We start from the raw sequence: 25,174 nt of genomic DNA on the forward strand, positions 1-25,174 counted from the left end.
CCTTTCAGAAACAGCCTATCCGATATTCTGATCGATAAAGGAGTTTTGAAATGGCATTTGAATTAACGTCTAAGTTGGAAGATCGATTTTTGCAAGCGCTGAATGAATTGGAGAGTGCAGCTTCCTTTGCGAAATCAATGTATCAGACAGACGTCTATCAGGAAGCTCAGAGATTACTGGATACAGATGAAGGGCTAGGGATCTTATATCAGAGCGCAGACCGTTTTGAACAGGCAGGGGTATTCCAGGACGGGCCATGGGAGAAAGCATCCAAGCTCCAACCACCTCTTGTTTCCGGATCACTGCAGGCGAAAGGGCTGCCTTCGATCATAGAAATCCTGAGCGAACTCAGGATGCTTTCAATCGCGGAAGATCAATATGATCATCCTGATGTTTCGGCCGAAATGGCGCAGGATTTCCTGAATGAGGTCATGGTCCTGAATCTAAACCTTCTTTTCCCGGAAGCGACAGAAGCGGCGCGCATTGAAGCTGGAGAACAAAGGGAAAGAGCAACGGACTTATTCAGGTTCCTATCGGATAAGCTTTCCTATCAAGCGCTGACCACGACACTCATCAAAGAAGTCGAACGATTGACTGCGCAGCGTCCGATCATGGTGAAGCGGACCGTTTCCATGATTGAAACGGCCAAAAAAATGCTTCATTCTGATCTTAGTGTAGCGGAGCGTCTGGTATTGGAGAAGTATGTCTCTGCCATCGAAGGTCCGTCCCCGTTGAGCAAGTCGATAACTCAGCCGGGTGAATATCGTAAAAAGCTGATGGATCTGTCTCACGAAGAGCTGGAGAAAGAAGCAGTCGCATGTGCCCAGTCCATGCGGGAAACCGGGTTGGTTGCCCCTCAGCATGCGATTCTTCTGAGGTACCTGTCCAGAAAGGTGCAGGAGCTTGTTCCGGCTGCACTTCAGTTAAATGATAAAGGGAAAGCAAACCTTGATGAACATGCTGAGCTTGTGTTTCAACTGATCAAGGTAGCAATCTATCCTGCCACTAAACAATCGGTATATGGGCTTGCCCTCATGCTTGAACGAGGGGTCCTTTCATCTTCCCCTGTGTCACCGGGATTGAAGAGGCTGATCGAGCTTGATATTAGACCGGAAGTAAGAAAAACCCTCCTTAATTCCTGCAAATCGGGAGACGGTATTACGGCAAACTCGGTTCTCCTTGCAGGTGTCATTAATGTCCTTGGGCAGCCAATCGGGATCGGACAAGGGTTGAATCCAACCTGTCAAACAGCACGTGGGATCAGCCTTTGGGCCCAACATGCTCCCGGGTATTTACTTGAACTGATTCCAAGGGCTGCAAGAGACGGGGATATTGATATCAAGTTTGAGGGCACACCGATTCATTCCAAGGATTTAAGCGGTGGGCTTGCACCTGAGCTTCATCAGGAGCTGGATCCCGTGTCCCTTGTCCTTGTCCCTCATCTTGACCGGATTTATAGTGAGATGATGAGGAGGGTATCCCTTAGAGGGGAAGATGGACATCGCTGGGTGAATCCTGAGTTCTATGGCGATTGGGTTCAAAAGGGATTCAGCACGGTGATCGATCCATTATCTGGGCTCATTTCCGACTATCCGGGCTTTGTAAGACTGTTCTATGCCACTCATCATCCAGAATATAATGATGATTACGGTTTGATTTATCCAAATCCAGTTGGGATTTTCATTACGAACGTGCATGGGAAACTTCTTGGATTTCACGCCGTGTCGATTTTGCGGATCACTCAAGATCCTAAAGGTGAGTATCGGATTTATTTCTACAACCCGAACAATGACGGCTCACAAAATTGGGGGCAGGGAATCGAACCTTCCGTTATGGATAATGGGGAAAGGGAAGGAGAATGCTCCCTCCCGTTTCATGAATTTGTCTCACGCTTGTATGCTTTCCATTATAATCCCTATGAACAGGGTGATGCCTTCGCGGTGGAAAATGACATTGTGGATGACATTAAAGACCTTGCCAGGGATAGTTGGGGAAAGGATTATACCTGGGTTTAAAGCTGACGTTGAGTAACTTTGGTTGCTCAACGTTTTTTTGTTGAATGAGAGTTTGGATGATTCTATTTATCTCTAGCCATACTAATGAGTGGAGGTGGATTCAATGAGGGATAAAAAAGAAACGGAAGAACTACGAATGGACACACCACTCAATCCGGAGTTTAAGCTAAATGAACGAATTCGTAATACCAGCCAGGTGTATGTACCGGGAGAATCGTTGGAGGAGCATCATGCGATAGAGGATGCGAACGAGTTCATCGCAGAAAAGATCATCGACCAAACGATTGAAAATGGATAGGAGATGAAGGAATGACTAAAAAAAATTTTCCATTTGCAAACTTGTCTGAAGATACTTTGGTGAAAGTAAGGAATATGGAAAACGAACTTCGTCAGGAAACGAATGTCGATATTGTGTTAATTGCCTATAAAAATACGAAACAACACCTTGAAGGAGGAAGATAAGATGGATAAAGGAAACAAAGATATGCCCGACTTCAAGCAATTAAATGATCGTGTCATAGCAGAAGAACCGAAGGGCCCTTTTTTCGCAATCAAAACAAATATGGATACGCAAGGAGTAAAAGATAACCCCTACGCGACAGAAAAAGCGAGTCCTGAACAAGAGGAAAAATTACAGCAATTCTTTGAAGATGAAGAGTTATAGAGGTAAGAATCAACTACATAAAGAAACGCCCATCTAAAAGATGATGGGCGTTTCTTTTGAATTTATTTCATTGAACGGAACTGTTCACCAAGTAATTCTTTAGACACTTTTGGCGCAAGCCACAGCATTGGGAGCAGAAGGATAGAGACGGGAACAGCCGTGACCACGATAAAGTTTTGGAGTGCACTGACACTACCATCACCTATATAAAGCAGGATCGCCGCGATGGATCCCATCAGGATTGCCCAGAATACACGCAAGGATACTTTGGGATCTCCTTCACCCGAAACCGCCATGGCAATCGTATAAGACATGGAATCCCCTGTCGTGACAACGAAAAGAATCGTCAATAATAAAAATAACGGTGAAATAATCCATGAGAGTGGAAGCTGATTGGTGATCGCAATCATGGCGGCAGGCATTCCGCCACTCGTTAATTCCTGTGAAACACTTCCTGGATTCTGCAGTTCATAAAATATCCCTGACCCCCCCACAACGGTAAACCAGAATGTGGTGACAATGGGAGCGATAATCGCAATAGCCAGTATGATTTGACGGATTGTCCTGCCACGGGATATGCGGCTGACGAGAATGGCCATCATCGGTCCATACCCTATGAACCATCCCCAGAAAAACACGGTCCAACTTCCCAGCCAGCTCTTATCTGAACGGAATGTGCTGAGCTGAACAAAGTGATCTGCATAAAATCCAAAAGAAGACACAAAGGAATCAATGATGAATCCTCCAGGACCGAAGAATAAAACAAATAGAATCAATCCAAAGGCCAATCGTACATTCACATTACTCAGGATTTGAATCCCCTTATGAAGGCCGGTGGCAGCAGATACGGTCGATACGATCACTAAACAAATGATAATCGCAAGCTGAGTCGAGAACCGGTCTGGTATACCGAATAAAGCGGATAGTCCGTAACTTGCCTGTAAACCAAGGAAGCCAATCGGTCCGATTGTACCTGCAGCCACGGCAATGATGGCAAATGCATCGATAAGGGTTCCGAGGACACTCTTTTTAAGTTTTTCCCCGAAGATCGGATACAGAAGGGTCCGGGGTTTCATCGGCATCCCTCTGTGGTAGTGCCCGTACATCATAACGACGGCACTCAAAGTCCCTAAGATGGCCCATGCGAGAAAGCCCCAGTGCATATAGCTTTGCGCCAGGGCCGGCATGATGGCTCCCGGGGTCAAGGCATTGATTCCTTCATGCATGGGTGGGACGGTCATAAAGTGATACATAGGCTCAGCTGCCGCCCAGAACACCCCTCCGCCGGCAAGTAAAGTGGCCATGATGATCGATAACCACTTAAACGTTCCTATTTCCGGTTTTTCCATATAACCTAATCGGACACCTCCGTATTTTGAGAATGCCAGATAAAGTGCTACAAGGAAATGTACCAGCATTAGTACTTGCCAGAAAGCTCCAAAGTACTTTGAAGACCAGGTGAAACCTTTATTAACAAATGCAGTGACGCTGTCCAAACTGATGAAAGCGGCGATGACGAAAAGAATGAGCAATCCGCCACTGATAGCAAAGACAGGCCAATCAATTTTTGATGTGTGATGCGTTTTAGACATATATTAAATACTCCTTTATTTTTTCATTGAAAAACACAAGTTCCAACTATCTCACAGGTGAAAAAGAGTTGTAAAGGATATGGAAAGAATTCAAAAAAGGCAATTTCTGTCACATGATAATTTTGAAAATTACATCTTTTCACCGGTGAAAAAAGGACTATACTAAAGAGGAAGGATAAAAAAATAACTGAAAAAGGCAAACTTGTTGAAAAGCAAGGACGCAAAGCTATGGGCCTAATCGATTTGAATGGTCGCCAAGCTGCCAGGCTCCTCAAAAGAGCCAAGGCTCAGGAAGAGGAGAATGAAAGATGAGTAGATGTTTGAAATGGGTTTGTATTTGTTTAATCATGATGAGTATGATTTCTTACCCATCTACTGAAAAGGCAGCTGGTGTAGACATGAGAGGGAAAAGTACGTGGCTTTGGAATACTGTGGAGATCGTCACACAGAGGGAAGAAATCATTGACTTTTTTAGATCTCATCATGTAGATGAAGTATACTTGCAAGTGAATCCGGCAGTGGAAAAGGAATACTATCAGCAATTTATCGAAATGGCGAGTGTTGAAAATATACACGTATATGCATTGGACGGAGCACCGAAATGGGCAACCATAAAAGGACAAACATCCCTTAATGCCTTTTTTGATTGGCTCTATGCGTACCAGCTTGAAGCAAGTGAGGCTCAACGATTTACAGGGGTTCATTTGGATGTGGAGCCATATCTTTTACCCGGGTGGACAACCGCCTACGGGAAGACGGTGTTGAATTATCAAAAGATGGTAAAGGTAGCGGTAAATCGTTCGAATTCTCTTCAACTGCCATTAGGGATGGACATTCCATTTTGGTTTGATGGGAAAACATACAATAATGAATTTGGAATAGGGAATCTTGCTCAGTGGGTCATTGGGCAGACAGAAGAAGTTGGTATCATGGCATATCGGGATCTGGCCATTGGAGAGAACGGGATCATAGAACTTGTCAGAAATGAAATGGATTTCGCCCAGTCTGCAGGAAAAAAAGTGAAGGTTGGAGTGGAGACAGCTCCATCTGCTGAGGGGAATTTCCTGACCTTTCACGAAGAAGGGGCGGCTACCATGCTTGATGAGCTTGCGCTGGTTGATGCGGAGTATGAAACCCATTCTTCCTACAAAGGAATCGCCGTCCATCATTACGGGAGCTGGAAGGATTTATCGGAATAAGAGAGGAGGATTGAATGATGTCGAAAGTAGCATTGGTTGCAGGGGGAACCGGCCTGGTCGGTTCCCATCTGACGGATATCCTGCTAAAGAGTCCGGAGTATACAAAAGTGATTTCCTTTGTTCGAAGGGCTAGCGGTTTGAAGCATGAAAAGCTGGATGAACGAATCATTTCGTTTGATGGGATGAAGCTTTTGCCTCATGAAGAAGTGGATGATGTATTCTGTTGCCTCGGTACTACGATTAAAAAAGCGAAGACGAAAGAAGCATTTAAGAAAGTGGACTATGAATATCCCATTCAACTCGGTAAGCTTGGAAAAGAACATGGAGCAAAACAATACCTCGTCATATCTTCCATTGGTGCAAGCACGGGTTCTTCATTCTTTTATAGTCAGGTGAAAGGGAAATTGGAAGAAGGCTTAAGGGAACTTCATTATCCCTCCCTTCACATTTTCAGACCCTCCCTTTTATTGGGGGAGAGACAGGAATTCCGTCTTGGAGAAAAAGCGGGTGAACTTTTCTCCAGGGCCGTCCGTCCGGTCATGGTTGGCAGGTTGAAGCGGTACAGAAGTATTTCAGGCAAGCAGGTTGCGTATGGGATGTACCGCGCAGCCATAAGCTCAACCAGTGAGAAAGTAACCATCCATGAATCAGATCAAATTCAACAGCTTTAAAAAAGGGGGATACCATGAAGAGAATACTGAGAGGACATCATCTTCTGTGTACTCACGGATTTAAAGGCATGGGGTACAGTCCTGAATTTGTTCAGAAGATGGCTGAGATAGTGGAAGACATACGCAACGACAACATGGACTTTCCCATCCAGGTCGTTCAAGCTTTCGATGATGCCTGTGGCGCCTGCCCTCATAAAGGGGAATCAGCATGTGAAAAAAGTGTCGCCTCCAATGACCATGTCCTTGCATTAGACAGCAGGGTGCTGAACCACTTAGGAGTGAAGCACGGTGAAGTTTATTTGAAATCCGAATTGATCAACGCAACGGCCCAAAAGGTCAAACCTGAAGATCTTGACCATCTATGTAAAGGCTGCTCCTGGCTGGAGTATGGAGTATGCAAGGAAGGGATCGGGGCATTGCGGGAGAAAATGTTGGCGTGAGTTCTTATAAGAATGTAGTTTTAACAGAGATAGGCTGGGACAGAAATACCTTAGTCATAGAAAAATCCGAACGATCATTCGAAATCGTTCGGATTTTATATTGTTGTTGAAAAAGCATAAGTCATTAATAAAGCAGGTTCTAGCTGTTGATTGGAGTGCAAGACGAAGACTCCTTCCGCCCGAGGAAAGCGAAGTCTTGCACGGAAATCGGGCGGCGGTGTTACAAGAGACCCAACACGGTCATTAGATTTTATAAAAATGTCTTAAAGCATTCATCAGATGCTTCAGCGCAGGATCCTCATCCAGATTCACCAGCATCCCTCTGATGACGACAGGACGGGTTTCGTCCTTTTGTATTTCTTCTTTTATGACTTCCAGTGAAATCCGGATATTTTCATCCTCAGCCACTTCAAGCGCATCTTCGACCATATGAATGAGGGTCGACTCGTTCATTCGGGCAGAAGACGTGAAGTCATTGACGAGATCGTCCAGCTTTTCGAATGAAAGAACAGGTTCATCCCCACTCTTCAATAATCCTTCCACCAAGTCATCCGTACGTTTCAATATGAAATGGGATAAGTAGGAAAAGTCCAAATCGATTTTATCAAGCATGACCAATTCTAAATAAGAATGGAAAAATCCTTGAATCATCATCGTGATATCCCAGAAATACGGCTCAATCTTTTTTCCGTAGATCCCAAATAACCTTCTTTTATAATACCGATGGGTGTTCATTTTCATCTCGCTGAGAAGATCGTGGATTTCATCGTTGAACGGCATGGCGTTCTCACGAATCTGCATAATGATGAATTCTTTATGTTTGCATATTTCAATGAGCTGACATTCTAATTGTTTTTGGAATTTCTCGTAAGGAGGTATATCCTCGTTTTCGATTTCATTCACTTTGTCCGTGATCATTTTAAAATAGTAATTCATGATGGCCAGCAGCAGTGCTTCTTTTGATTTGAAATAAAGATAGAAGGCACCTTTTGATATATCACATTCGCTCACGATTTCTTGAACGGAGGTAGCGTTGAATCCCTTCGTGGCAAAGAGCTTTATGGATGTCTCGATAATCAATTTTTCTTTTTCTTTCATACTTTCCTCTCCTTGATAAACTCCTTACGTATATTATGACCGATTGGTCACAAAAAATAAACCTTTTCTTTTGTAAGTATATTGACTTATGACTGAGTGGTCAGTTATATTAAAATATGTTATGACTAGTCGGTCAGGAATGAAGAGAAGGGATGAATACACGTGAACAGTATTATTAATTTTGTGCTTAAGAATAAGTTTGCTGTTTGGCTAATGACGATCATTGTCATTGTGGCAGGCTTATATTCAGGATTTAATATGAAGCTGGAAACTTTACCTAACATCAACACACCGATTGTCAGTGTGACAACCGTGTATCCTGGCGCTACGCCGGAAGATGTTGCGGACAAGGTTTCTGAGCCGATTGAAAAACGTTTGAAGAATTTAGATGGAGTGAATGTAGTCAGTTCCACCTCTTACCAGAATGCTTCAGCCGTCCAAATAGAATACAAGTTTTCAAAGGATATGGATGAAGCCAAGACCGAAGTGGAAGAGGCTCTTTCCGATCTACCATTTCCAGATGGAGTTAATGAGCCGGAAGTTTCAAGACTTAACTTCAACGCCTTTCCGGTCATCGCCCTTAGTGTAGCAAATGAAGAACAGTCATTGGCGCAATTAACGTCTACAGTAGAAGACACAATTGTTCCGGAACTTGAAGGAGTGGACGGGGTAGCTTCTGTACAGGCATCAGGTCAGCAGGTACAAGAGGCTCAGCTTGTATTTGATGAAGAAAAACTTGCGAAGTACGGTCTGACAGAAGAGACGGTCCAAAATATGATTAAAGGCTCGGACGTTACGGCTCCATTAGGGCTTTATACGTTCAAAGACAGTCAGAAATCCGTTGTGGTCGACGGAAATATTACGACGATTGAAGATTTGAAAGAAATGAAGATCCCTGTAACTCCAAATACCGGTGGAGCTACGGCGCAAGGACAGCAGCCGTCCGCGCAGGGACAAACACCGCAAGCACCTGCGGGCATGAAGATCCCTACCATTCAACTTTCAGATATTGCTGATATTGAATTGATTGGGAAAGCAGAATCCATTTCAAGAACAAACGGAAAAGAATCCATCGGCCTTCAAGTGGTGAAAACAGCAGATGCCAATACGGTGGATGTTGTCAATGCGGTCAAAGAAAAAATCAAAACATTTGAAGAAGACATTGATGGTGTAGAAATCATTTCTACTTTTGACCAGGGGGAACCGATCGAAGAATCTGTCAGCACCATGCTGAATAAAGCCTTATTCGGTGCTGTATTCGCGGTCATCATCATCCTTCTGTTCTTACGGGATATCAAATCGACGCTCATTTCAGTCGTATCGATTCCACTGTCTCTATTAATCGCAATTTTACTTCTGAAACAGATGGACATTACGTTAAATATCATGACCCTTGGGGCAATGACGGTCGCCATCGGGCGGGTAATCGATGATTCCATTGTCGTGGTAGAAAATATCTATCGAAGAATGTCACTGAAAGGTGAGATTCTGAAAGGAAAAGACCTGATCCGTGAAGCAACGAAAGAAATGTTCGTTCCGATCGCGTCTTCCACAATTGTCACGATTGCTGTGTTCCTTCCGCTAGGACTTGTTCAAGGAATGATCGGGGAACTATTCCTTCCATTCGCCTTAACGATCGTGTTTGCACTACTGGCTTCCCTTCTTGTAGCCGTTACGATCGTACCGATGCTTGCCCACTCCATGTTTAAAAAGGGTGTAGGCAAGAAGCACGTAGAGAAGAAAAGCCGTTTAGCGACTTGGTATAAGGGCGTATTGAACTGGACTCTGAATCATAAAATCATCACGTCGATCCTTGCAATCGCTATGTTGGTGGGGAGCTTATTCCTAGTACCATTGATTGGCGTCAGCTTCCTTCCATCCGATGAAGAAAAGATGATCATGGCAACGTATAAACCAGAACCTGGTCAAACAGAAGATGATGTCCAAAAAATCGCACAGGATGCAGAGGAGTATTTCCAGGACCGTAAAGGGGCTGAAACCATTCAGTACTCTGTCGGCGGTGAAAATCCGATGAGTCCGGGAAGCAATAATAATGCCATCTTCTACGTTCAATATAACGACGACACAGAGAATTTCTCAGAAGAAAAAGAAAAGGTCATCAAAGATCTGCAGAAAGCAACAGACAAAGGGGAATGGGCTTCACAGGACTTCTCTGCAAGTGCCGGCAGCAATGAAATTGTCGTGTATGTGTACGGGGAAACCCTGAAAGACATCGAACCGGTTGTCAACGATATTCAAGACATGATGAAAGACAAGAAAGATTTCAAAAAAGTCGGATCAAGCATTTCTGAATCCTATGATGAGTATTCGTTCGTCGCAGACCAGGAAAAGCTGAGCGAATTTGGTCTGACAGCAGGTCAAATTGCCATGGAGCTTGGTCAGACACGTCAGCGTCCGGTCCTTACGACGATTGAAAAAGACGGCGAAGAAGTGAATGTCTACCTGGATGTTGAGAAAGAAAAGTATGAAAGCATCAACGACTTGACGGATAAAACCATCCAGTCACCACTGGGTGTGGAAGTTCCAATTAAAGACGTTGTCGAAGTTCAAGAAGGGAAGACGTCTGATACCGTTTCGCGACGGGACGGAAAAGTCTTTGCTCAAGTGAGTGGAGAACTGAAAACCGACGATGTGTCGAAAGCATCTCAAGATATCCAGAAAGAAATCAAGGATATGGATATTCCATCCGGCATCGATGTGAACATGGGCGGGGTAACAGAAGATATCAAGGAATCCTTCACACAATTAGGTTTAGCGATGCTTGCAGCGATCGCGATTGTCTACTTGATTCTTGTCATCACATTCGGCGGCGGTCTAGCACCATTTGCCATCCTGTTCTCACTACCATTCACGATTATCGGAGCATTGGTAGCATTATTGATTGCAGGAGAAACGATCAGTATTTCGTCTATGATCGGAGCACTTATGCTGATCGGTATCGTGGTCACCAATGCAATCGTGTTAGTCGATCGTGTGATTCACAAAGAAAACGAAGGACTATCCACAAGGGAAGCCTTGCTGGAAGCCGGATCCACCCGACTTCGTCCAATTCTCATGACAGCCATTGCCACAATCGGAGCCCTGTTCCCATTGGCACTCGGTCTTGAAGGAAGCGGATTGATCTCGAAAGGGCTCGGTGTAACCGTTATTGGCGGATTGACCAGCTCGACGCTCTTAACGCTTGTCGTTGTGCCGATCGTGTATGAAACTTTGATGAAAATCAAAGGGAAGATTGGTGGTAGAAAGCGTAAAGTAGTGAAAGAATAGTTTTAGAGAAAAGCAGTCCTGTAGTGGGGCTGCTTTTTTTATTAGGGGGGCGAGGGTTCTTTATGGGAATTTTCTTTCAGTTGGACAAGTTTTGTTTGGGCTGGCACGAGGAGGACTGGGTTGATGTACCAATATATGGGTAAGGTTTCGGCTGGATTCCGTCTACTATGGGGTCTGCCAAAAAAGAAGATGGCCCAATAAGCGCATATGTACCTGAAAAATTCCAGTGTTGCTCTCGTACAAGTGAGGAATTCTCTAAGGAATGGCAAAAAAGAAACCGTCAAAAAATAAAAGTTTTCTAAAAATTATATTGATTCCCTCAAAAGTCTGGACTATAATAACAATTAACGAAAGCGCTTTCGATGAAGAGGAGACAGTAATGGTTACAATCTATGACTTAGCAAAACGAACTGGTTTTTCCAGTACGACAGTATCTAAGGCTCTTAATAATTATTCCGACGTGAGCCAGAAAACAAAGCAAAAAATTCTTGATGCGGCGGCAGAAATGGGCTATTTACCTAACGCTCATGCTCAGTCCTTGTCGACGAAGAAGTCCTGGACGATCGGAGTCATGTTCGCAGAGGACAATGAGGTCGGCTTGAAGCATCCGTTCTTCAGCGCCCTTATTGAAAGTTTCCGCAAATTTGTGGAGCGGGAAGGGTATGATTTAATCTTTGCTTCTCGTAATCTTAGAAATCGGGATACGAGTTATCTGGAGCATTTCTTATATCGTGCTGTGGATGGGATCGTCGTGATTTGCTCGGATCCAAGCGATCCTCAGGTTCAGGACATGATCAATAGTCATGTGCCGATCGTTGTGATCGATATGAGCAACCAGAACTGCAGTGTAGTCTACTCGGATAATATTGAGGGTGGAAGGTTGGCTGTTGAGTACCTTCATTCACTGGGGCATACAAGAATCGCCCATATTTCGGGCGATCCTTCAATCGATGCCGGTGCACAGCGAATCAAAGGGTTCACGAAAGGGATGGAAGAGTCGGGATTGCCTATACAAGAAGGTTATCTTGTGAACGGTGGCATGTTCTCCATCGAGGAAGGAAAAACGGCGATGGAAAAGCTTCTCTCGCTTGAAACAGTACCTACCGCAGTCTTTGTAGCTGGTGACCATATGGCGATCGGTGCCATGGAAGCCATCAAACAGAATGGCTTAAGCATTCCTGAGGATATTTCCATCATCGGATATGATGACATCGAAATGGCTGCCTACCTCACGCCAAAGCTGACTACGGTCAAACAGGACACGGACCGAATCGGTATCCGTGCCGGACAATTACTGATGAACCAGATCATCCAGAAGAAAAAGCTGCTTACGACCGAGGTCATTCCGGTTGAACTTATCATCAGAGAATCTTGTGCACGACTAAAAGAAGAAAAAAAGATATAATCTTATATTTTTTTAAGATAGTTCGAAACCGGTTTCGGACTTTTCGAGTGAAAGTGAACGAAACCGATTTCGTATCAATATTTTCAAATGAAAAAAGGGGGATTATGATGAAGAAAGTTCTAGCATTATTCATGACGTTTGTACTAGTGGCTGGAGTGCTTTCCGCTTGTTCGGGAGATTCCAAGTCATCCGGCAGTTCCAAGTCGGATAAAGATGTAGATTTGAAGGTATGGTCATTCACGGATGAACTGAAGAAACCCATCACGAAGTTTGAAGAGAAAAACGGTGTAAAAGTAGAATTGACGATCGTTCCGATTGCCGACTACCCGACGAAATTAAAGCCGGTTCTTGAAAGTGGCGTAGGAGCACCGGACGTATTCACGGGAGAAATCGCGTTCCTTAAACAATGGGTGGACGCAGGTTACTGGGAAAACTTATCAGAAAAACCATACAACGTAGATGAAATCAAAGATAAATATGTACCTTATGTATTTGACTTAGGTAAAGATAAAGACGGAAATGTAAGGGCTTTATCATGGCAGACAACACCGGGCGGAATCTATTACAAGAGAAGTATCGCGAAAGAAGTGCTTGGTACTGACGATCCAACCGAAGTAGGTAACATGATGAATTCAATGGACAACGTTTTTAAAGTAGCGGAAAAGATGAAAGAGAAAGGCTACAGCATGTTCCCTGATGAAGGATCCATCCGTTGGTTCGCTCAGGGAGATAACCCGCAACCATGGGTGAACGATAAGAATGAATTGCAGTTAACAGATCAAAAGATCGAATATATGGACTCTGCTAAGAAATTACGTGAAAACAGCTACACAGCGCTTGCAGCTGAGTGGTCTCCATCATGGTTCGAGGCGATGGATAAACCGATCAAAATGAAAGAAAACGGCAAGGAAAAAGAAACACAAGTATTCTCTTATGTTCTTCCGACTTGGGGACTTCACAGTGTTCTTAAAACGAACGTCAAGGAATCTGCAGGTGATTGGGCAGTGACGAGTGGACCAAGCCCATACTTCTGGGGTGGCACATGGTTAGGAGTTTACAATAAATCTGAAAACAAAGAACTTGCGTATGACTTTGTGAAAATGATGACACAGGATGATGAATTCCTGACAGATTGGGCGAAGGAAACTGGGGATGTACTTTCTTACCTGCCTGTAACGAACAAAATCAAAGATGATTTCAGTGACGAATTCCTTGGTGGTCAAAACAACTATCAATTCTTCCTGGAGCAGGCGAAAGATATCGAACCTGGTATCGTAACGAAATACGACCAGCAGCTTGACACGTTCTATGGAAACGCTGTTCAGCAATACGTGGACGGTAAAAAATCCAAAGAAGATGCAATTAAAGAGTTCTATAAAAAAGCACAAAACGCATATCCAGACTTGAAAGTACCAAAAAACTAAGTAGTAAAATTTAAGGGCAGGCGGCATGGATTCACGCTGCCTGCCAAATCTAACAACTAGGGGGGCTGGGGAATGAAAAAAGTAGATCGCTATGGTTATCTATTTATTGCCCCATTTTGGATCATCTTTTTAATATTCAGTATTTATCCCGTTGCACTCACATTTTATTACAGCTTTACAAACTATTCCGGGAGCGGGACCGCAGAAGTGGTCGGTCTTGCGAACTATACCCGATTACTCACAGACAGCTACTTTGTAGAAGCGTTTTTTAACACCTGGAAAATCTGGGGTGTCAATTTTGCCCTGCAAATCGGTCTTGCCCTTATACTCGCATTAATCTTCTCTGATATGAGAATGAAGTTAAAAGGTTTGGCATTTTTCAGATCGATTTTTTATTTACCTAATTTAATCACCATTAGTTCTGTTGCCCTTCTGTTTGGGATTCTACTGGACTGGCAGCACGGATCATTAAATATGATTCTATTAAATATAGGTCTTATATCAGAACCGATTAATTGGCTGAACGAGCCCGCGACTGCACAGCTTTCCGTTTCCCTGATCCTCACCTGGATGTGGTTCGGCCATTCGTTCATCGTCGTCATGGCGGGTGTTTCCGGAATCTCTAAGGACTACTATGAAGCTGCATTGATTGATGGGGCAAACAGGTGGCAAACCTTTACGAAAATCACGATTCCTTTATTAAAACCGATTTTACTTTATATCATGATCACATCCTTGATCGGAGGCCTTCAGCTGTTTGATCTGCCGATGCTCCTGACAGATGGAATCGGTTCTCCAGATGGATCATTGAATACCATGGTTCTGTATCTATACAATCAGGCATTCAAGTTTAACAATTACGGATATGCATCAGCTGTCGCATATGGATTGTTTGTCATTACCTTGATCTTCTCGGCGATTGTCTTCAAAGGGATGTATGGAAATGAACGCAAACAAGCAAGGAAGGTGTAAAGCATGTTGGGAAAAACAGCCGTTGAAAAAGATGTACCGACCCAGAAGGTAGAGAAGTCAAAGCCCGAACTTCTTCCACATGAGTCGAAACTAAAGACCAGAAATACCATTGTGAAGAGCATCATCTATATCCTGCTTGTCTTGATGGCGATTGTCTGCTTCATTCCATTCCTTATGATGCTTGTGAACGCCACAAGGTCAAATGAAGCGATCCTGTCAGGTTTCACCCTGATCCCAGGCAGTGCCTTAATGGAAAACTATTCGACGATGATGGAATACGTCAACATTTGGTCGGGGTTCAAGAATAGTCTGATCATCTCTGTCCTCACGACTGTTTTATCAGGATATTTTTCCGCTTTGACTGCTTATGGATTTGCGTTTTACACATTCCGGGGGAAGAATTTCTTATTCGTTTTCATGCTTGTGATGATGATGGTCCCAGGACAGTTGGGACTGATCGGCTTTTACGAACTGAGTAAGAATCTGGGGATCCTGGATTCCTTCATTCCACTGATCGTTCCGGCGATTGCCAGTCCGTTTGTCGTCTTTTTTCTCAGACAATATATCCAGACTACCCTTCATCCAAGTTTAATAGAAGCAGCACGTATTGATGGGGCGAGTGAGTTCAAGATTTTCCATACAGTGGCGATTCCGATTATGATGCCGGCAGTCGCGACGATGTCGATTTTCACATTCATCGGATCATGGAATAACTACATCATGCCGCTCGTCATCCTATTCTCGCCTGAGAAATATACGCTGCCGGTCTTAATGGGATTCTTAAAAGGGTCTCAAGTAGCACAAAATTTAGGATCAATGTATTTAGGGATTGCGATTTCCGTTGTGCCAATCATGATTGCCTTCCTATTCCTATCAAAATATATCGTAAACAGTATTTCAGCAGGATCAATCAAAGAATAGAGGAGAGAATGACCTATGCAATTTGATAAAACATTTACGTTTGGAACCGCAACATCGTCGTATCAAATAGAGGGAGCACATAATGAAGGGGGAAGAACACCGTCCATCTGGGATATGTTCTGTGACATTCCGGGGAAGGTCTATAAGCAGCATAATGGGGACGTTGCCTGTGATCACTACCACCGATTTGAAGAAGACATCCAGCATATCAAGCGCCTTGGCGTGGATACGTATCGTTTCTCCATTGCCTGGCCGCGCATCTTTCCTGAAAAGGGTAAGTATAATCAGGAAGGAATGGACTTTTATAAAAAATTGGCGACAAGACTTCAAGAAGAAGGAATCAAGCCTGCTGTAACGTTGTATCACTGGGATCTTCCGTTGTGGGCACATGAGGAAGGCGGATGGGTTAATCGTGAATCCGTACAATGGTTCCTGGATTATGCAGAAGCCTGCTTCAAGGAGCTTGATTCCATCGTTGATTCATGGATCACTCACAATGAGCCCTGGTGTGCAGGGTTCCTCGGTTACCATCAGGGTGTTCATGCACCGGGTCATACCAATATGGATGAAGCAGTAAGAGCCGTTCATCACATGCTGTTGTCACACGGAAAAGCAGTGGAAATGCTTAAGAAGGAATTCCAGTCCGAGACGGAGATCGGCATCACGTTGAACCTCTCACCCGTTTATCCAAACACGGATTCAGTGAACGACGCACTTGCTGCCAACAACGCGGACGGATATTCCAATCGCTGGTTCCTTGATCCCGTATTCAAAGGGGAATACCCGAAAGATATGATGAACTTATTCTCAAAATACGTTCATACGTATGACTTCATTAAAGAAGGGGATATGGAACTGATCTCAACGGAATGTGATTTCTTCGGTATCAACTATTACAGCCGCGGGATCGTCGAGTTCAGTGCAGCCAATGATTTCCTTCATAAAGGAGCTTACTCGGATTATGAGAAAACAGGCATGGGCTGGGATATCGCCCCTAATGAGTTCAAGGACCTCATCCGCCGTCTAAGGCAGGAATATACGGATCTGCCGATCTACATCACTGAAAACGGGGCGGCATATGACGATGTGCTGGAAAACGGACGCGTACATGACCATGATCGTGTGAACTACTTGAATCTGCATCTTCAGGCCGTTTCCGACCTGAATGAAGAAGGCATGAACATTCAAGGATACTATTTATGGTCACTGATGGATAATTTTGAGTGGAGCTTCGGATATGACAAGCGCTTCGGTATCCTGTATGTCGATTTCGATACACAGGAGCGGATCTGGAAAGACAGCGCCTTCCGCTACGCTGAAATCATCCGGGATCATAAAGTGAAGCATAACCTTCATACTGAGGAAATCGCGCAATGAATATGAAGATGATTCTGACAGCCAAAGAAACAGGAGATCGGTTCTCTGAAAAAGAACCGGTTTCTTTTTCAGAAGGTCGTGCCAATACCCACATTCAGCTTGATCCAGAGCGTAAATATCAGGAAATGCTTGGGTTCGGCGGTGCGTTCACTGAATCGGCGGCTCACAGCCTCTCCCTCATCAGCCCGGAGAAGCGGGAAGAAATCATTCGCAGGTATTTTGATCCGGTAGAGGGACTTGGGTATCGGTTTGGTCGGACCCATATCAACAGCTGTGATTTTTCGTTAGAAAACTATACATATGTGGAGGATGGGGATGATTCGTTAGAAAGCTTCTCTATCGAGCGGGAGAAGAAACTGGTGATTCCTCTAATCCGGGAAGCGATGACAGTGGCCGGACGGGAACTTTCCATCGTTGCTTCCCCTTGGAGTCCACCTGCTTGGATGAAAACGAACGGAGAAATGAACAATGGCGGGAAACTGTTACCTCAATATGAATCCGTCTGGGCGGACTATTATTCAAAGTATATAGATGCGATGGAAAAAGAGAGGATTCCGATCTGGGGATTGACGATCCAGAATGAACCGGAAGCGAAGCAGGTTTGGGATTCATGCCTGTATACGGGGGAAGAAGAACGGGACTTTATTAAAAATCATTTAGGTCCGTCCCTCGAGAAACATGGCCATGAGGATGTGAAGGTCATTATTTGGGATCATAATCGTGATGTGATTTATGAGCGTGCAAAAGCTGTGTTGTCCGATCCCGAAGCGGCTAAGTATGTTTGGGGAACAGGGGTCCACTGGTATGTTTCCGAGGAGTTTGAAAACCTCTCAAAGGTACATGATGATTTTCCCGACAAGCATTTAATTTTCACAGAAGGGTGCATTGAGGGCGGGGTCAAGCCCGGTGCCTGGGATACAGGTGAACGCTATGGACGGAACATCATCGGTGACTTGAACAATTACCTTGAAGCGTGGATCGATTGGAACATGGTGCTGAATGAAGTGGGCGGTCCGAATCACGTCGGGAACTATTGCGATGCGCCGGTGATCGTCGATACTGTGAACGATGATGTCCGCTACAACAGCTCTTATTATTATATCGGGCATTTCAGTAAATACATTAAAAAAGGTGCAAGACGCATCGGGTGTGAGGTTTCCGGTGACGCTGTACTGGCCACTTCTTTTGAAAATGCAGACGGGGAGATTGTCGTGGTTGTGATGAATGCGGGTGACCGTGAGGAAGAGATTTCGTTAGAGTGCGGGGTTAATAACTTCAGCACGAGTCTTCCGTTGCATTCGATTGCTACTTTTATTATTCGGTAGTTGGAGAGCAGTCCTATTGGGGGCTGCTTTTTTTGTGTGTTTAAGTACCTAAATGGGTATTGGAGGGCAGTTTGGCACAAGTTTCGCCCAAGGTGGCACAAGTTTTTCTGAAAGTGGCACAAGCTTGCCGAACAATAGCCCATACTTTCTTAATATCTCCATAGTGCAATGCGATACGGCAACAAAAACATCCAATCTCACCCCATCACATATTCCCCGGACAACCATCATAGAATAGACCATATAAAACAAAGGCAGGGTACAAACATATGAGTTTGTTTCTAAGAGGTACATTGGTGTTGGTGGTGACGGCTTTCATAGGCGAATGTTTAGAATTTGTGATCAATATGATCCTGGCCCGGGAGCTTGGTGAAGCGGGGCTTGGTACATACATGTCGATTCTCCCTACAGTGTTTCTGATTGTGATTTTATCGAGCATGGAGCTGCCGATCAGTCTTTCCAAATTCTTTGCAGAGCGGGAAGAACGATATCATCGGGGGATGCTCCATTATGCTTTCAGATTTGCGGTGATCACGACATGCATCCTTCTGTTAGTCATGATGATGGTCTATGCCTGGACGCCGTTGTTTCAAGGTTATCATCCCGGCATCCGCTGGCTGATCTTGATTGTGATTCCCGTTGTGGCCTTCAGTTCCATCACAAGGGGATATTTCATGGGAATCCAGCAGATGGGGAAAATAGCGGCAGCGAATTTCCTTCGTAGAGGCATCCAATTAGGTTTATTGGTGTCGATCTATCAATTTTTGTCCTTCAGCATGGATACATCCATCTTTATTGCCCTCGGGACATTGATTGCGAGTGAAGCGGTCGTATTTGTTTATTTAATCCATGCTTACATTCTTGAAATTAAGGGTAAAAGAAAGAACAGCCATTCCGTATTACCAAAAGGTGATATGAGGAAATCAGTTTTATCGGTTTCGATTCCAACAACCGCCCTGCGCATCTTTCATGCCCTTACCCATGCGATTCAGCCCTTTTTGATAAAATGGGCTCTCGTTCTGTCAGGATTGGGGGCAGTAGAAGCGAATGAGCATTTTGGGATGCTTGCAGGTATTGCCCTTACCATCGGATTCTTTCCGTCATTCATTGCGTTTTCGATGCTGATCGTCCTGATCCCGACCGTATCGGAAAAAGTATCATCCAATGATTTTGAGGGTATCCTGTCACACCTTAAACAAGTGTTGTGGATCACATTGGGTTACGGTGTACCAGCAGTGTTTATTTATTATTCCCTTGGTGACTACATTACAGGAACGTTTTTTCACTCGGTTTCTTCAGCGTATTATTTGAAGCTCTTGTGGCCGTATTTCCTGTTTCATTTTCTGGTATTTCCCCTTCAGGCTTTTTTAATTGGATTGGGATTGGTGAAGGACGCCCTCCTGCATACCGTCTGGTCGAGCATCTTTTCATTTTCGCTCATATACTTGCTCGGATCCCGTTTCGGAATGGAAGGGGTCATCCTCGGCATGAATGCTGGAGCCGTTCTCATCACCATGCTCCATTACGTGACCATCTGTCGGGAACTGGAAACGACTCTTTGGTTAAAATCAGCCATAAAAATGTAAACTATATAAAACGGATGTGCAGATCGGAAGGCATTTGTTTTGCATAATGAGGGACGGACCTTTTATTCTAGTTGTATTCAACAACATGTACATACCATTCACTATTACAATGGATGATCAAACCCTCAAAGGAGAAGTCTATGATCGATTCTATTTTATTTAACATTATGTTAGTAGGAGTACTGGGGATTGCTTCCCAGTGGGTTGCATGGAGATTCAGGCTGCCTGCCATCGTCATCATGTCGATTGTCGGGTTGCTCGTAGGTCCCATCTTCGGCCTCATCAATCCAAAGGACGATTTCGGGGATGTATTTAAACCCATCATTTCGATGGCTGTTGCCATCATCCTATTTGAAGGAAGCCTGAACCTGGATTTCCGTGAAGTGAGGGGACTGGGGAAACCAGTCTTCAGGATCGTCACGATCGGTGCCCTTTTGGCGTGGCTTCTCGGTTCATTAGGGGCTCACTATGTAGCCGGCTTATCCTGGGCCGTGGCCTTTGTGATCGGTGGTTTATTCATCGTTACGGGGCCAACGGTCATCCTGCCGCTGCTCAGACAGGCGAAGCTTAAGCCGAGACCTGCTGCGATTCTGAAATGGGAAGGGATCGTCGTCGATCCATTCGGTGCATTGATTGCCGTATTTGCTTTTGAAATTATCAACTTTTTAATCAGTGATGATGTAACAGGATTATCTCTACTGCTGTTCTTTGCAGCTTCCCTGTTTGCTGTCGTGTTTGGATGGGCACTGGGGAAATTCACCGGATTCATATTTGAAAAAGGACATGTACCGGAGTTCCTGAAGTCACCGGTTGTATTTGCCCTTGTCCTGGCTTGTTTCACAATTTCAGATCATATCACACATGAAACGGGACTCCTTGCTGTTACAGCCATGGGGATGACGCTCGCGAATATGCATATATCATCGATTGATGATATGCGTCACTTTAAAGAGAACATTTCGGTTCTGCTAATATCGACCATATTCGTTATGCTGACAGCATCTTTAACCGTCGATACCCTATTCCAGATTTTCAACTGGAACATCGTGTCATTCGTCCTGCTCATGCTCTTCATCGTAAGGCCGATATCCATCTGGCTGTCTACGATAGGGACGGACCTCTCCGTCAGGGAAAAAATCCTAGTCGGATGGATCGCACCGAGAGGGATCGTTGCGTTGACCGTTTCGAGTTACTTTGCCTCTGTACTATTGGACAAGGGGTTTGAGGATGCAAGGATATTGACGTCCCTTACCTTTGCCCTGGTGTTCTCGACGGTGTGCGCACACGGATTTTCAATTAAATGGCTGGCGAAGAAACTTGATCTGGCCATCAGTGACCAGCCTGGGGTCGTCATCGTAGGGGGAAGTAAGTTCAGTACCGAATTTGCCAAGACCCTTCAGACCATGAAAATTCCCGTCCTGATCACGGATTCATCCTGGCAGCGGTTATTTTCGGTAAGGAAAGCAGGGATTCCATTTTACAGAGGGGAGATCCTGTCTGAACAAACCGAATATTATTTAGACATGACTCCGTATGAGTATATGATTGCGGCGACGGAGCTCGACTCCTATAACGCCCTTGTTTGTACGACCTTCGTGCCTGAGATCGGCAGGAATAACCTGTTTCAGCTGAGCCTGAGAAGCAAGAATGATGATGATCTCGAGGACATGGTCCATACGATCGGTGGCCGTATCCTATTTCAAAATCATGTGACGTGGGAAGAGCTGAATAAACGTGTCGAGCGGGGAGATGTATTCAGAAAGACGAATATCACGGAAAAATACACGTTTGAAGATTATCTGAAGGAACGGAATGAACATACCCTGTTGTTATTTGCTCATAAACCAACGGGAAGGATTGAATTCTTCACTGAAGGTTCATCTCCGAAGATCGAGGTGGGGGACGTCGTTGTCAGCCTGACTCAACCGTGTAAAGAGCTTAACAAGATCCAGGAAAAGCTGACTGTTCAGCGGGAAACAAAGGCAAAAGAAGACAAAAAGAAAGAAAGCGCCGACTGAGTCGACGCTTTCTTTTACTTTTTACCGGTGTATTGTTCTCCCAGCAGCTGCTTCACCTGGTTGTACGTCAGACCGGACTGTGCGTTCTGACGTTTGACCTCATCAATATCCGTCCCGGATTTCGTTACATTCCTCTTTGGCTGATTCATTCCAACACCCCCTATCACTTAATGTCAGTCATAGGGGTGAATTCTATACAGTGATAAAGGTCCGTCCCTCATCTACCGTGTCCGCTTGTATACGAGGTCAAAGGCAAGAATGATAATAGCAAGAGCATAGGCCGTGTACGAATAGGTGGAGTGCTCTGCCATGTTCTTCACCCCGATCCCGATGAAGGCCCAAACGAAGACCAGTGGATAGAGGAGATCATGCTGTGTGATACGGAACCAGTAGGCGAGTACGGTAGCGACAATCAATCCAAGGTACGCCCAAACGAGTTCGGAAATCCCAAATCCGTTCCAGCCGATATCCGTTAAATAATAAGTGATATTTACAATCGTCGCAATCGAAATCCAACCCAAATATATCGAGAACGGTGCTAAATCTAAGAGGGACGGACCTGTGCTTTTGATCCGTTTATATAGGGCGATCAGGGTAAGTAGAAGTCCGAGCATAATAAAGACTGATACAAGGAAATAGTTATAGTGCCACACAAGGATCCAAGTGGAGTTGAGCAGGCAGCTTAAGACGAATAATCCGCTTGTTTCCTGATAAAGAGGAAGATCCCGCCTGTCTTTAGGAAACTGCCTGATGATCCAAATCGCCAGTAAAAGATAAATCAGGCTCCAAATCGAAAAGACATACCCTGCCGGGGTGATCATGATATCGAGCCTGTCACTGATCTCCCTTGTTGATTGATTATTCAAAGGCAAGGTCACAGCGAGCGTATTCATGACAATCACCAAAACAAAAGCTACAAGATTCCATAATAATTTCATCGTCATTCCTCCTCTTAAAGTGTGGGGGATTCATGAGGTGCTGTGCTATATACTATTCCACTTTTCTCCATTTAAAAACCAAAGGAAGAGAGTTTAGGTAAAAGGAATCGTGAAAGATCAGGAAGGAATTAGAGGATTTATCGAGAATTTAAAAAGGATAGGGACAATTGACACAATACATATAGGGGGACATTATGGACCATACAACACATACATATTCAAATGTTTGGGATTTAGATGTTTTTTTCAAAGGTGGAAGTGAATCATCGGAGTTCAGGCAGCATCTGAACACGTTAGAGAAGAAGAAAAATGATTTCGCTGAAAACGCCCTTGCTTTCCATCCGCCTCAATCGGCGAATGATGCAGAACTCGTTTGGAAGCTGATTGAAGAAGCGAAGGAAGTCATTCTGTATCTTCGGCAGGCCGGTGCATTCGTCAGCTGTCTGGAAGCCCAGAACATGCATGACCGGAAGGCAGATTCCCTGCGCAGTGAAGTCACAACGCAGAGTGCCGACTTTTCATCGACCTTTACAAAGTTTCAGCAGCAGCTTTCTGATTGTACAGGAGAAGTATGGGAAGAGCTACTGAAGCATGAACGGCTAAATGAAATCAGTTTTGTGTTGAATGAGTGGAGACGGAAATCGAAAGACAAGCTATCAAGCACAGAAGAATCCTTGATCCAAGCGTTGGCCGTCGATGGTTATCACGGCTGGGGTCAGATGTACGACACAATTGTCGGAGCGATGGAAATCACTCACGACGGTAAAACTCTGTCAGTGGGGCAGGCAAATAATTTACTCTCGAGTCCTGATGCGAAGATCCGTAAAGAGGTATTCGATCAATTGGAGAAAGCATGGGAAACGAATGAAGAGCTATTTGCCCGTACACTCAATCACCTTGGCGGCTTCCGTTTGAATGTTTACAAGAAGCGGGGCTGGGATGAATTGATGAAAGAGCCCCTTGAATACAATCGAATGAAGCAGGAAACCCTTGATGCCATGTGGGGTGCCATCTCAAAACATAAAAAACCTTTCGTGAAGTACCTGGACAGGAAAGCGAAACTACTCGGTAAGGAGAAACTAGACTGGTTTGACCTGGACGCTCCGGTTGCAGAATCGACGGGCACCATGTCCTATGACGAAGGCGCGAAGTTTATTCTCAAGCAGTTCTCCCGTTTTGGCAGTGAAATGGCCGAGTTTGCAGAGAAAGCATTTGAGGATGAGTGGATTGAAGCGGAGGATCGTGCCGGAAAACGCCCAGGCGGCTTCTGTACATCTTTCCCTTTAAGTGATCAATCACGTATTTTTATGACGTACTCGGGATCGATGTCGAATGTATCGACGCTTGCCCATGAGTTGGGCCACGCCTTCCACTCGTATGCCCTTAAGCCGATGCACACACTGAATCGGAATTACGCCATGAATGTGGCGGAAACCGCTTCGACGTTTGCCGAAATGATCGTGGCAGATGCAGCTGTCAAGGAAGCCCAAACAAAAGAAGATAAGATCGCCCTCGTCGAAGATAAACTGCAGCGGAGTGTCGCTTTCTTCATGAATATCCATGCGCGTTTCTTATTCGAGACGCGTTTCTATGAATCGCGTAAAAAAGGGATTGTATCCGTCGATACCCTCAATGATTTGATGGTGGAAGCCCAGAAGGAAGCCTTCGCTGATTCCCTTGGCGAAGTCCACCCGCGTTTCTGGGCATCGAAGCTGCACTTCTATATTACAGGGGTGCCGTTCTATAACTTCCCATATACATTCGGCTACCTGTTCTCATTGAGCATTTACGCCAAGGCACTGAAGTCCGGAGAAAGCTATGAAGAGAAATATATGGCTCTGCTTCGCGACACCGCCGTCATGACCGTTGAAGACCTTGCCATGAAACACCTCGGCGAGGACATCACCAAAGAGGCATTCTGGGAAAAAGGAATCCACCTCTGCATCGCCGATGTGGAAGAATTCCTTGAACTGACAAACTAAATAAGCAGGAGGTCCGTCCCTGGAGTTGAGGGACGGACCTTTGTTTGGGTTATCGACCTTTCTCTCCGGTTATCGGCCCTTTACGGGAATTTATCAACCTTCATCCAGATTTATCAACCGTTTTTTCATTTTATCAACCTAATTTTCACTATATCGACCGTTCTCCCAAATACGACAAAATTCGCACTTGTCCCTCTCATCCCTCCCCAAAGAACCAAATCCCCTTCCAAACCGCATAGTCCTACCCCTTCTAAGCCTC

General features: G+C 44.8%; 21 protein-coding genes and 1 riboswitch. Of the genes, 17 read left to right on the forward strand and 4 right to left on the reverse strand.

Features of this window, described 5'->3' with window-relative positions; all coding sequences use genetic code 11:
• The first annotated feature begins 50 nt into the window (after positions 1-50).
• The 4 genes from LCL96_RS13515 (at position 51) to LCL96_RS13530 (ending at position 2,679) form a co-directional block, all read left to right on the forward strand.
• On the forward strand, positions 51-2,015 hold the full coding sequence (locus LCL96_RS13515; protein ID WP_224941976.1) for a hypothetical protein: 1,965 nt from the start codon (positions 51-53) through the stop codon (positions 2,013-2,015).
• Positions 2,016-2,118: 103 nt separating this feature from the next.
• Entirely contained in the window at positions 2,119-2,313 is a 195-nt protein-coding gene (locus tag LCL96_RS13520; protein ID WP_224941977.1) for a hypothetical protein, read from the forward strand.
• 11 nt (positions 2,314-2,324) lie between these two features.
• The gene (locus tag LCL96_RS13525) at positions 2,325-2,477 is read left to right on the forward strand and encodes a hypothetical protein (protein WP_224941978.1); all 153 of its coding nucleotides are present in this window, start codon (positions 2,325-2,327) and stop codon (positions 2,475-2,477) included.
• A 1-nt stretch (position 2,478) separates the two neighbouring features.
• Positions 2,479-2,679, forward strand: a complete 201-nt coding sequence (locus LCL96_RS13530) for a hypothetical protein (RefSeq protein ID WP_224941979.1) — start codon at positions 2,479-2,481, stop codon at positions 2,677-2,679.
• 62 nt (positions 2,680-2,741) lie between these two features.
• Here the strand turns inward: LCL96_RS13530 and LCL96_RS13535 are convergent, their stop codons facing one another.
• Positions 2,742-4,271, reverse strand: coding sequence for a BCCT family transporter (locus tag LCL96_RS13535; protein WP_318246428.1), 1,530 nt, complete (start codon positions 4,269-4,271; stop codon positions 2,742-2,744).
• Positions 4,272-4,456: 185 nt separating this feature from the next.
• Positions 4,457-4,538: riboswitch (cyclic di-GMP riboswitch) on the forward strand.
• 41 nt (positions 4,539-4,579) lie between these two features.
• On the opposite strand from LCL96_RS13535, the gene LCL96_RS13540 reads away from it, so the two are divergent.
• Genes LCL96_RS13540 through LCL96_RS13550 form a run of 3 tightly spaced genes read left to right on the forward strand, consistent with a single transcriptional unit; the run spans position 4,580 to position 6,581 of the window.
• Entirely contained in the window at positions 4,580-5,470 is an 891-nt protein-coding gene (locus LCL96_RS13540; protein WP_224941980.1) for an amidase, read from the forward strand.
• A 14-nt stretch (positions 5,471-5,484) separates the two neighbouring features.
• Positions 5,485-6,141 carry an oxidoreductase gene (locus LCL96_RS13545; protein ID WP_224941981.1) on the forward strand — a complete coding sequence of 219 codons (657 nt, stop codon included), beginning with the start codon at positions 5,485-5,487 and terminating at the stop codon, positions 6,139-6,141.
• A 14-nt stretch (positions 6,142-6,155) separates the two neighbouring features.
• On the forward strand, positions 6,156-6,581 hold the full coding sequence (locus LCL96_RS13550; RefSeq protein WP_224941982.1) for a DUF1284 domain-containing protein: 426 nt from the start codon (positions 6,156-6,158) through the stop codon (positions 6,579-6,581).
• 243 nt (positions 6,582-6,824) lie between these two features.
• Here the strand turns inward: LCL96_RS13550 and LCL96_RS13555 are convergent, their stop codons facing one another.
• Positions 6,825-7,679 (reverse strand): TetR/AcrR family transcriptional regulator, encoded by an 855-nt coding sequence (locus LCL96_RS13555; protein ID WP_224941983.1) that lies wholly within the window; start codon positions 7,677-7,679, stop codon positions 6,825-6,827.
• 162 nt (positions 7,680-7,841) lie between these two features.
• Between LCL96_RS13555 and LCL96_RS13560 the strand changes: the two genes are divergently transcribed.
• From LCL96_RS13560 to LCL96_RS13600, 9 genes are all read left to right on the forward strand, one after another.
• The gene (locus tag LCL96_RS13560; RefSeq protein ID WP_224941984.1) at positions 7,842-10,967 is read left to right on the forward strand and encodes an efflux RND transporter permease subunit; all 3,126 of its coding nucleotides are present in this window, start codon (positions 7,842-7,844) and stop codon (positions 10,965-10,967) included.
• A 379-nt stretch (positions 10,968-11,346) separates the two neighbouring features.
• Positions 11,347-12,372, forward strand: coding sequence for a LacI family DNA-binding transcriptional regulator (locus LCL96_RS13565; protein WP_224941985.1), 1,026 nt, complete (start codon positions 11,347-11,349; stop codon positions 12,370-12,372).
• Between the two features lie 107 nt (positions 12,373-12,479).
• A complete protein-coding gene (locus LCL96_RS13570) occupies positions 12,480-13,796 on the forward strand; it encodes an ABC transporter substrate-binding protein (RefSeq protein WP_224941986.1) in 1,317 nt (438 codons plus the stop codon).
• Positions 13,797-13,868: 72 nt separating this feature from the next.
• Positions 13,869-14,768 (forward strand): carbohydrate ABC transporter permease, encoded by a 900-nt coding sequence (locus LCL96_RS13575; protein WP_224941987.1) that lies wholly within the window; start codon positions 13,869-13,871, stop codon positions 14,766-14,768.
• Positions 14,769-14,912: 144 nt separating this feature from the next.
• Positions 14,913-15,689, forward strand: coding sequence for a carbohydrate ABC transporter permease (locus LCL96_RS13580; protein WP_224943443.1), 777 nt, complete (start codon positions 14,913-14,915; stop codon positions 15,687-15,689).
• Between the two features lie 15 nt (positions 15,690-15,704).
• A complete protein-coding gene (locus tag LCL96_RS13585) occupies positions 15,705-17,066 on the forward strand; it encodes a GH1 family beta-glucosidase (RefSeq protein ID WP_224941988.1) in 1,362 nt (453 codons plus the stop codon).
• Positions 17,063-18,391 (forward strand): glycoside hydrolase family 30 protein, encoded by a 1,329-nt coding sequence (locus tag LCL96_RS13590; protein WP_224941989.1) that lies wholly within the window; start codon positions 17,063-17,065, stop codon positions 18,389-18,391. The genes LCL96_RS13585 and LCL96_RS13590 overlap by 4 nt, the downstream gene beginning before the upstream one ends.
• 269 nt (positions 18,392-18,660) lie before the next feature.
• Entirely contained in the window at positions 18,661-19,977 is a 1,317-nt protein-coding gene (locus LCL96_RS13595; protein ID WP_224941990.1) for an oligosaccharide flippase family protein, read from the forward strand.
• A 140-nt stretch (positions 19,978-20,117) separates the two neighbouring features.
• Complete coding sequence (locus LCL96_RS13600) at positions 20,118-21,995, forward strand: cation:proton antiporter (RefSeq protein WP_224941991.1); 1,878 nt, start codon at positions 20,118-20,120, stop codon at positions 21,993-21,995.
• Positions 21,996-22,009: 14 nt separating this feature from the next.
• Here LCL96_RS13600 and LCL96_RS23445 read toward each other — a convergent pair whose 3' ends face one another.
• Both LCL96_RS23445 and LCL96_RS13605 read right to left on the reverse strand, forming a co-directional pair.
• Positions 22,010-22,144, reverse strand: coding sequence for a hypothetical protein (locus LCL96_RS23445; protein ID WP_263628184.1), 135 nt, complete (start codon positions 22,142-22,144; stop codon positions 22,010-22,012).
• Between the two features lie 72 nt (positions 22,145-22,216).
• Positions 22,217-22,933: a TspO/MBR family protein gene (locus LCL96_RS13605; protein WP_224941992.1), complete on the reverse strand. Its 717-nt coding sequence runs from the start codon at positions 22,931-22,933 to the stop codon at positions 22,217-22,219.
• 194 nt (positions 22,934-23,127) lie between these two features.
• Here LCL96_RS13605 and LCL96_RS13610 point away from each other — a divergent pair, with 194 nt between their 5' ends.
• A complete protein-coding gene (locus LCL96_RS13610) occupies positions 23,128-24,915 on the forward strand; it encodes a M3 family oligoendopeptidase (protein ID WP_224941993.1) in 1,788 nt (595 codons plus the stop codon).
• Positions 24,916-25,174: the final 259 nt, after the last annotated feature.

Source organism: Rossellomorea aquimaris (assembly GCF_020172085.1).
Lineage (GTDB): Bacteria > Bacillota > Bacilli > Bacillales > Bacillaceae_B > Rossellomorea > Rossellomorea aquimaris_E.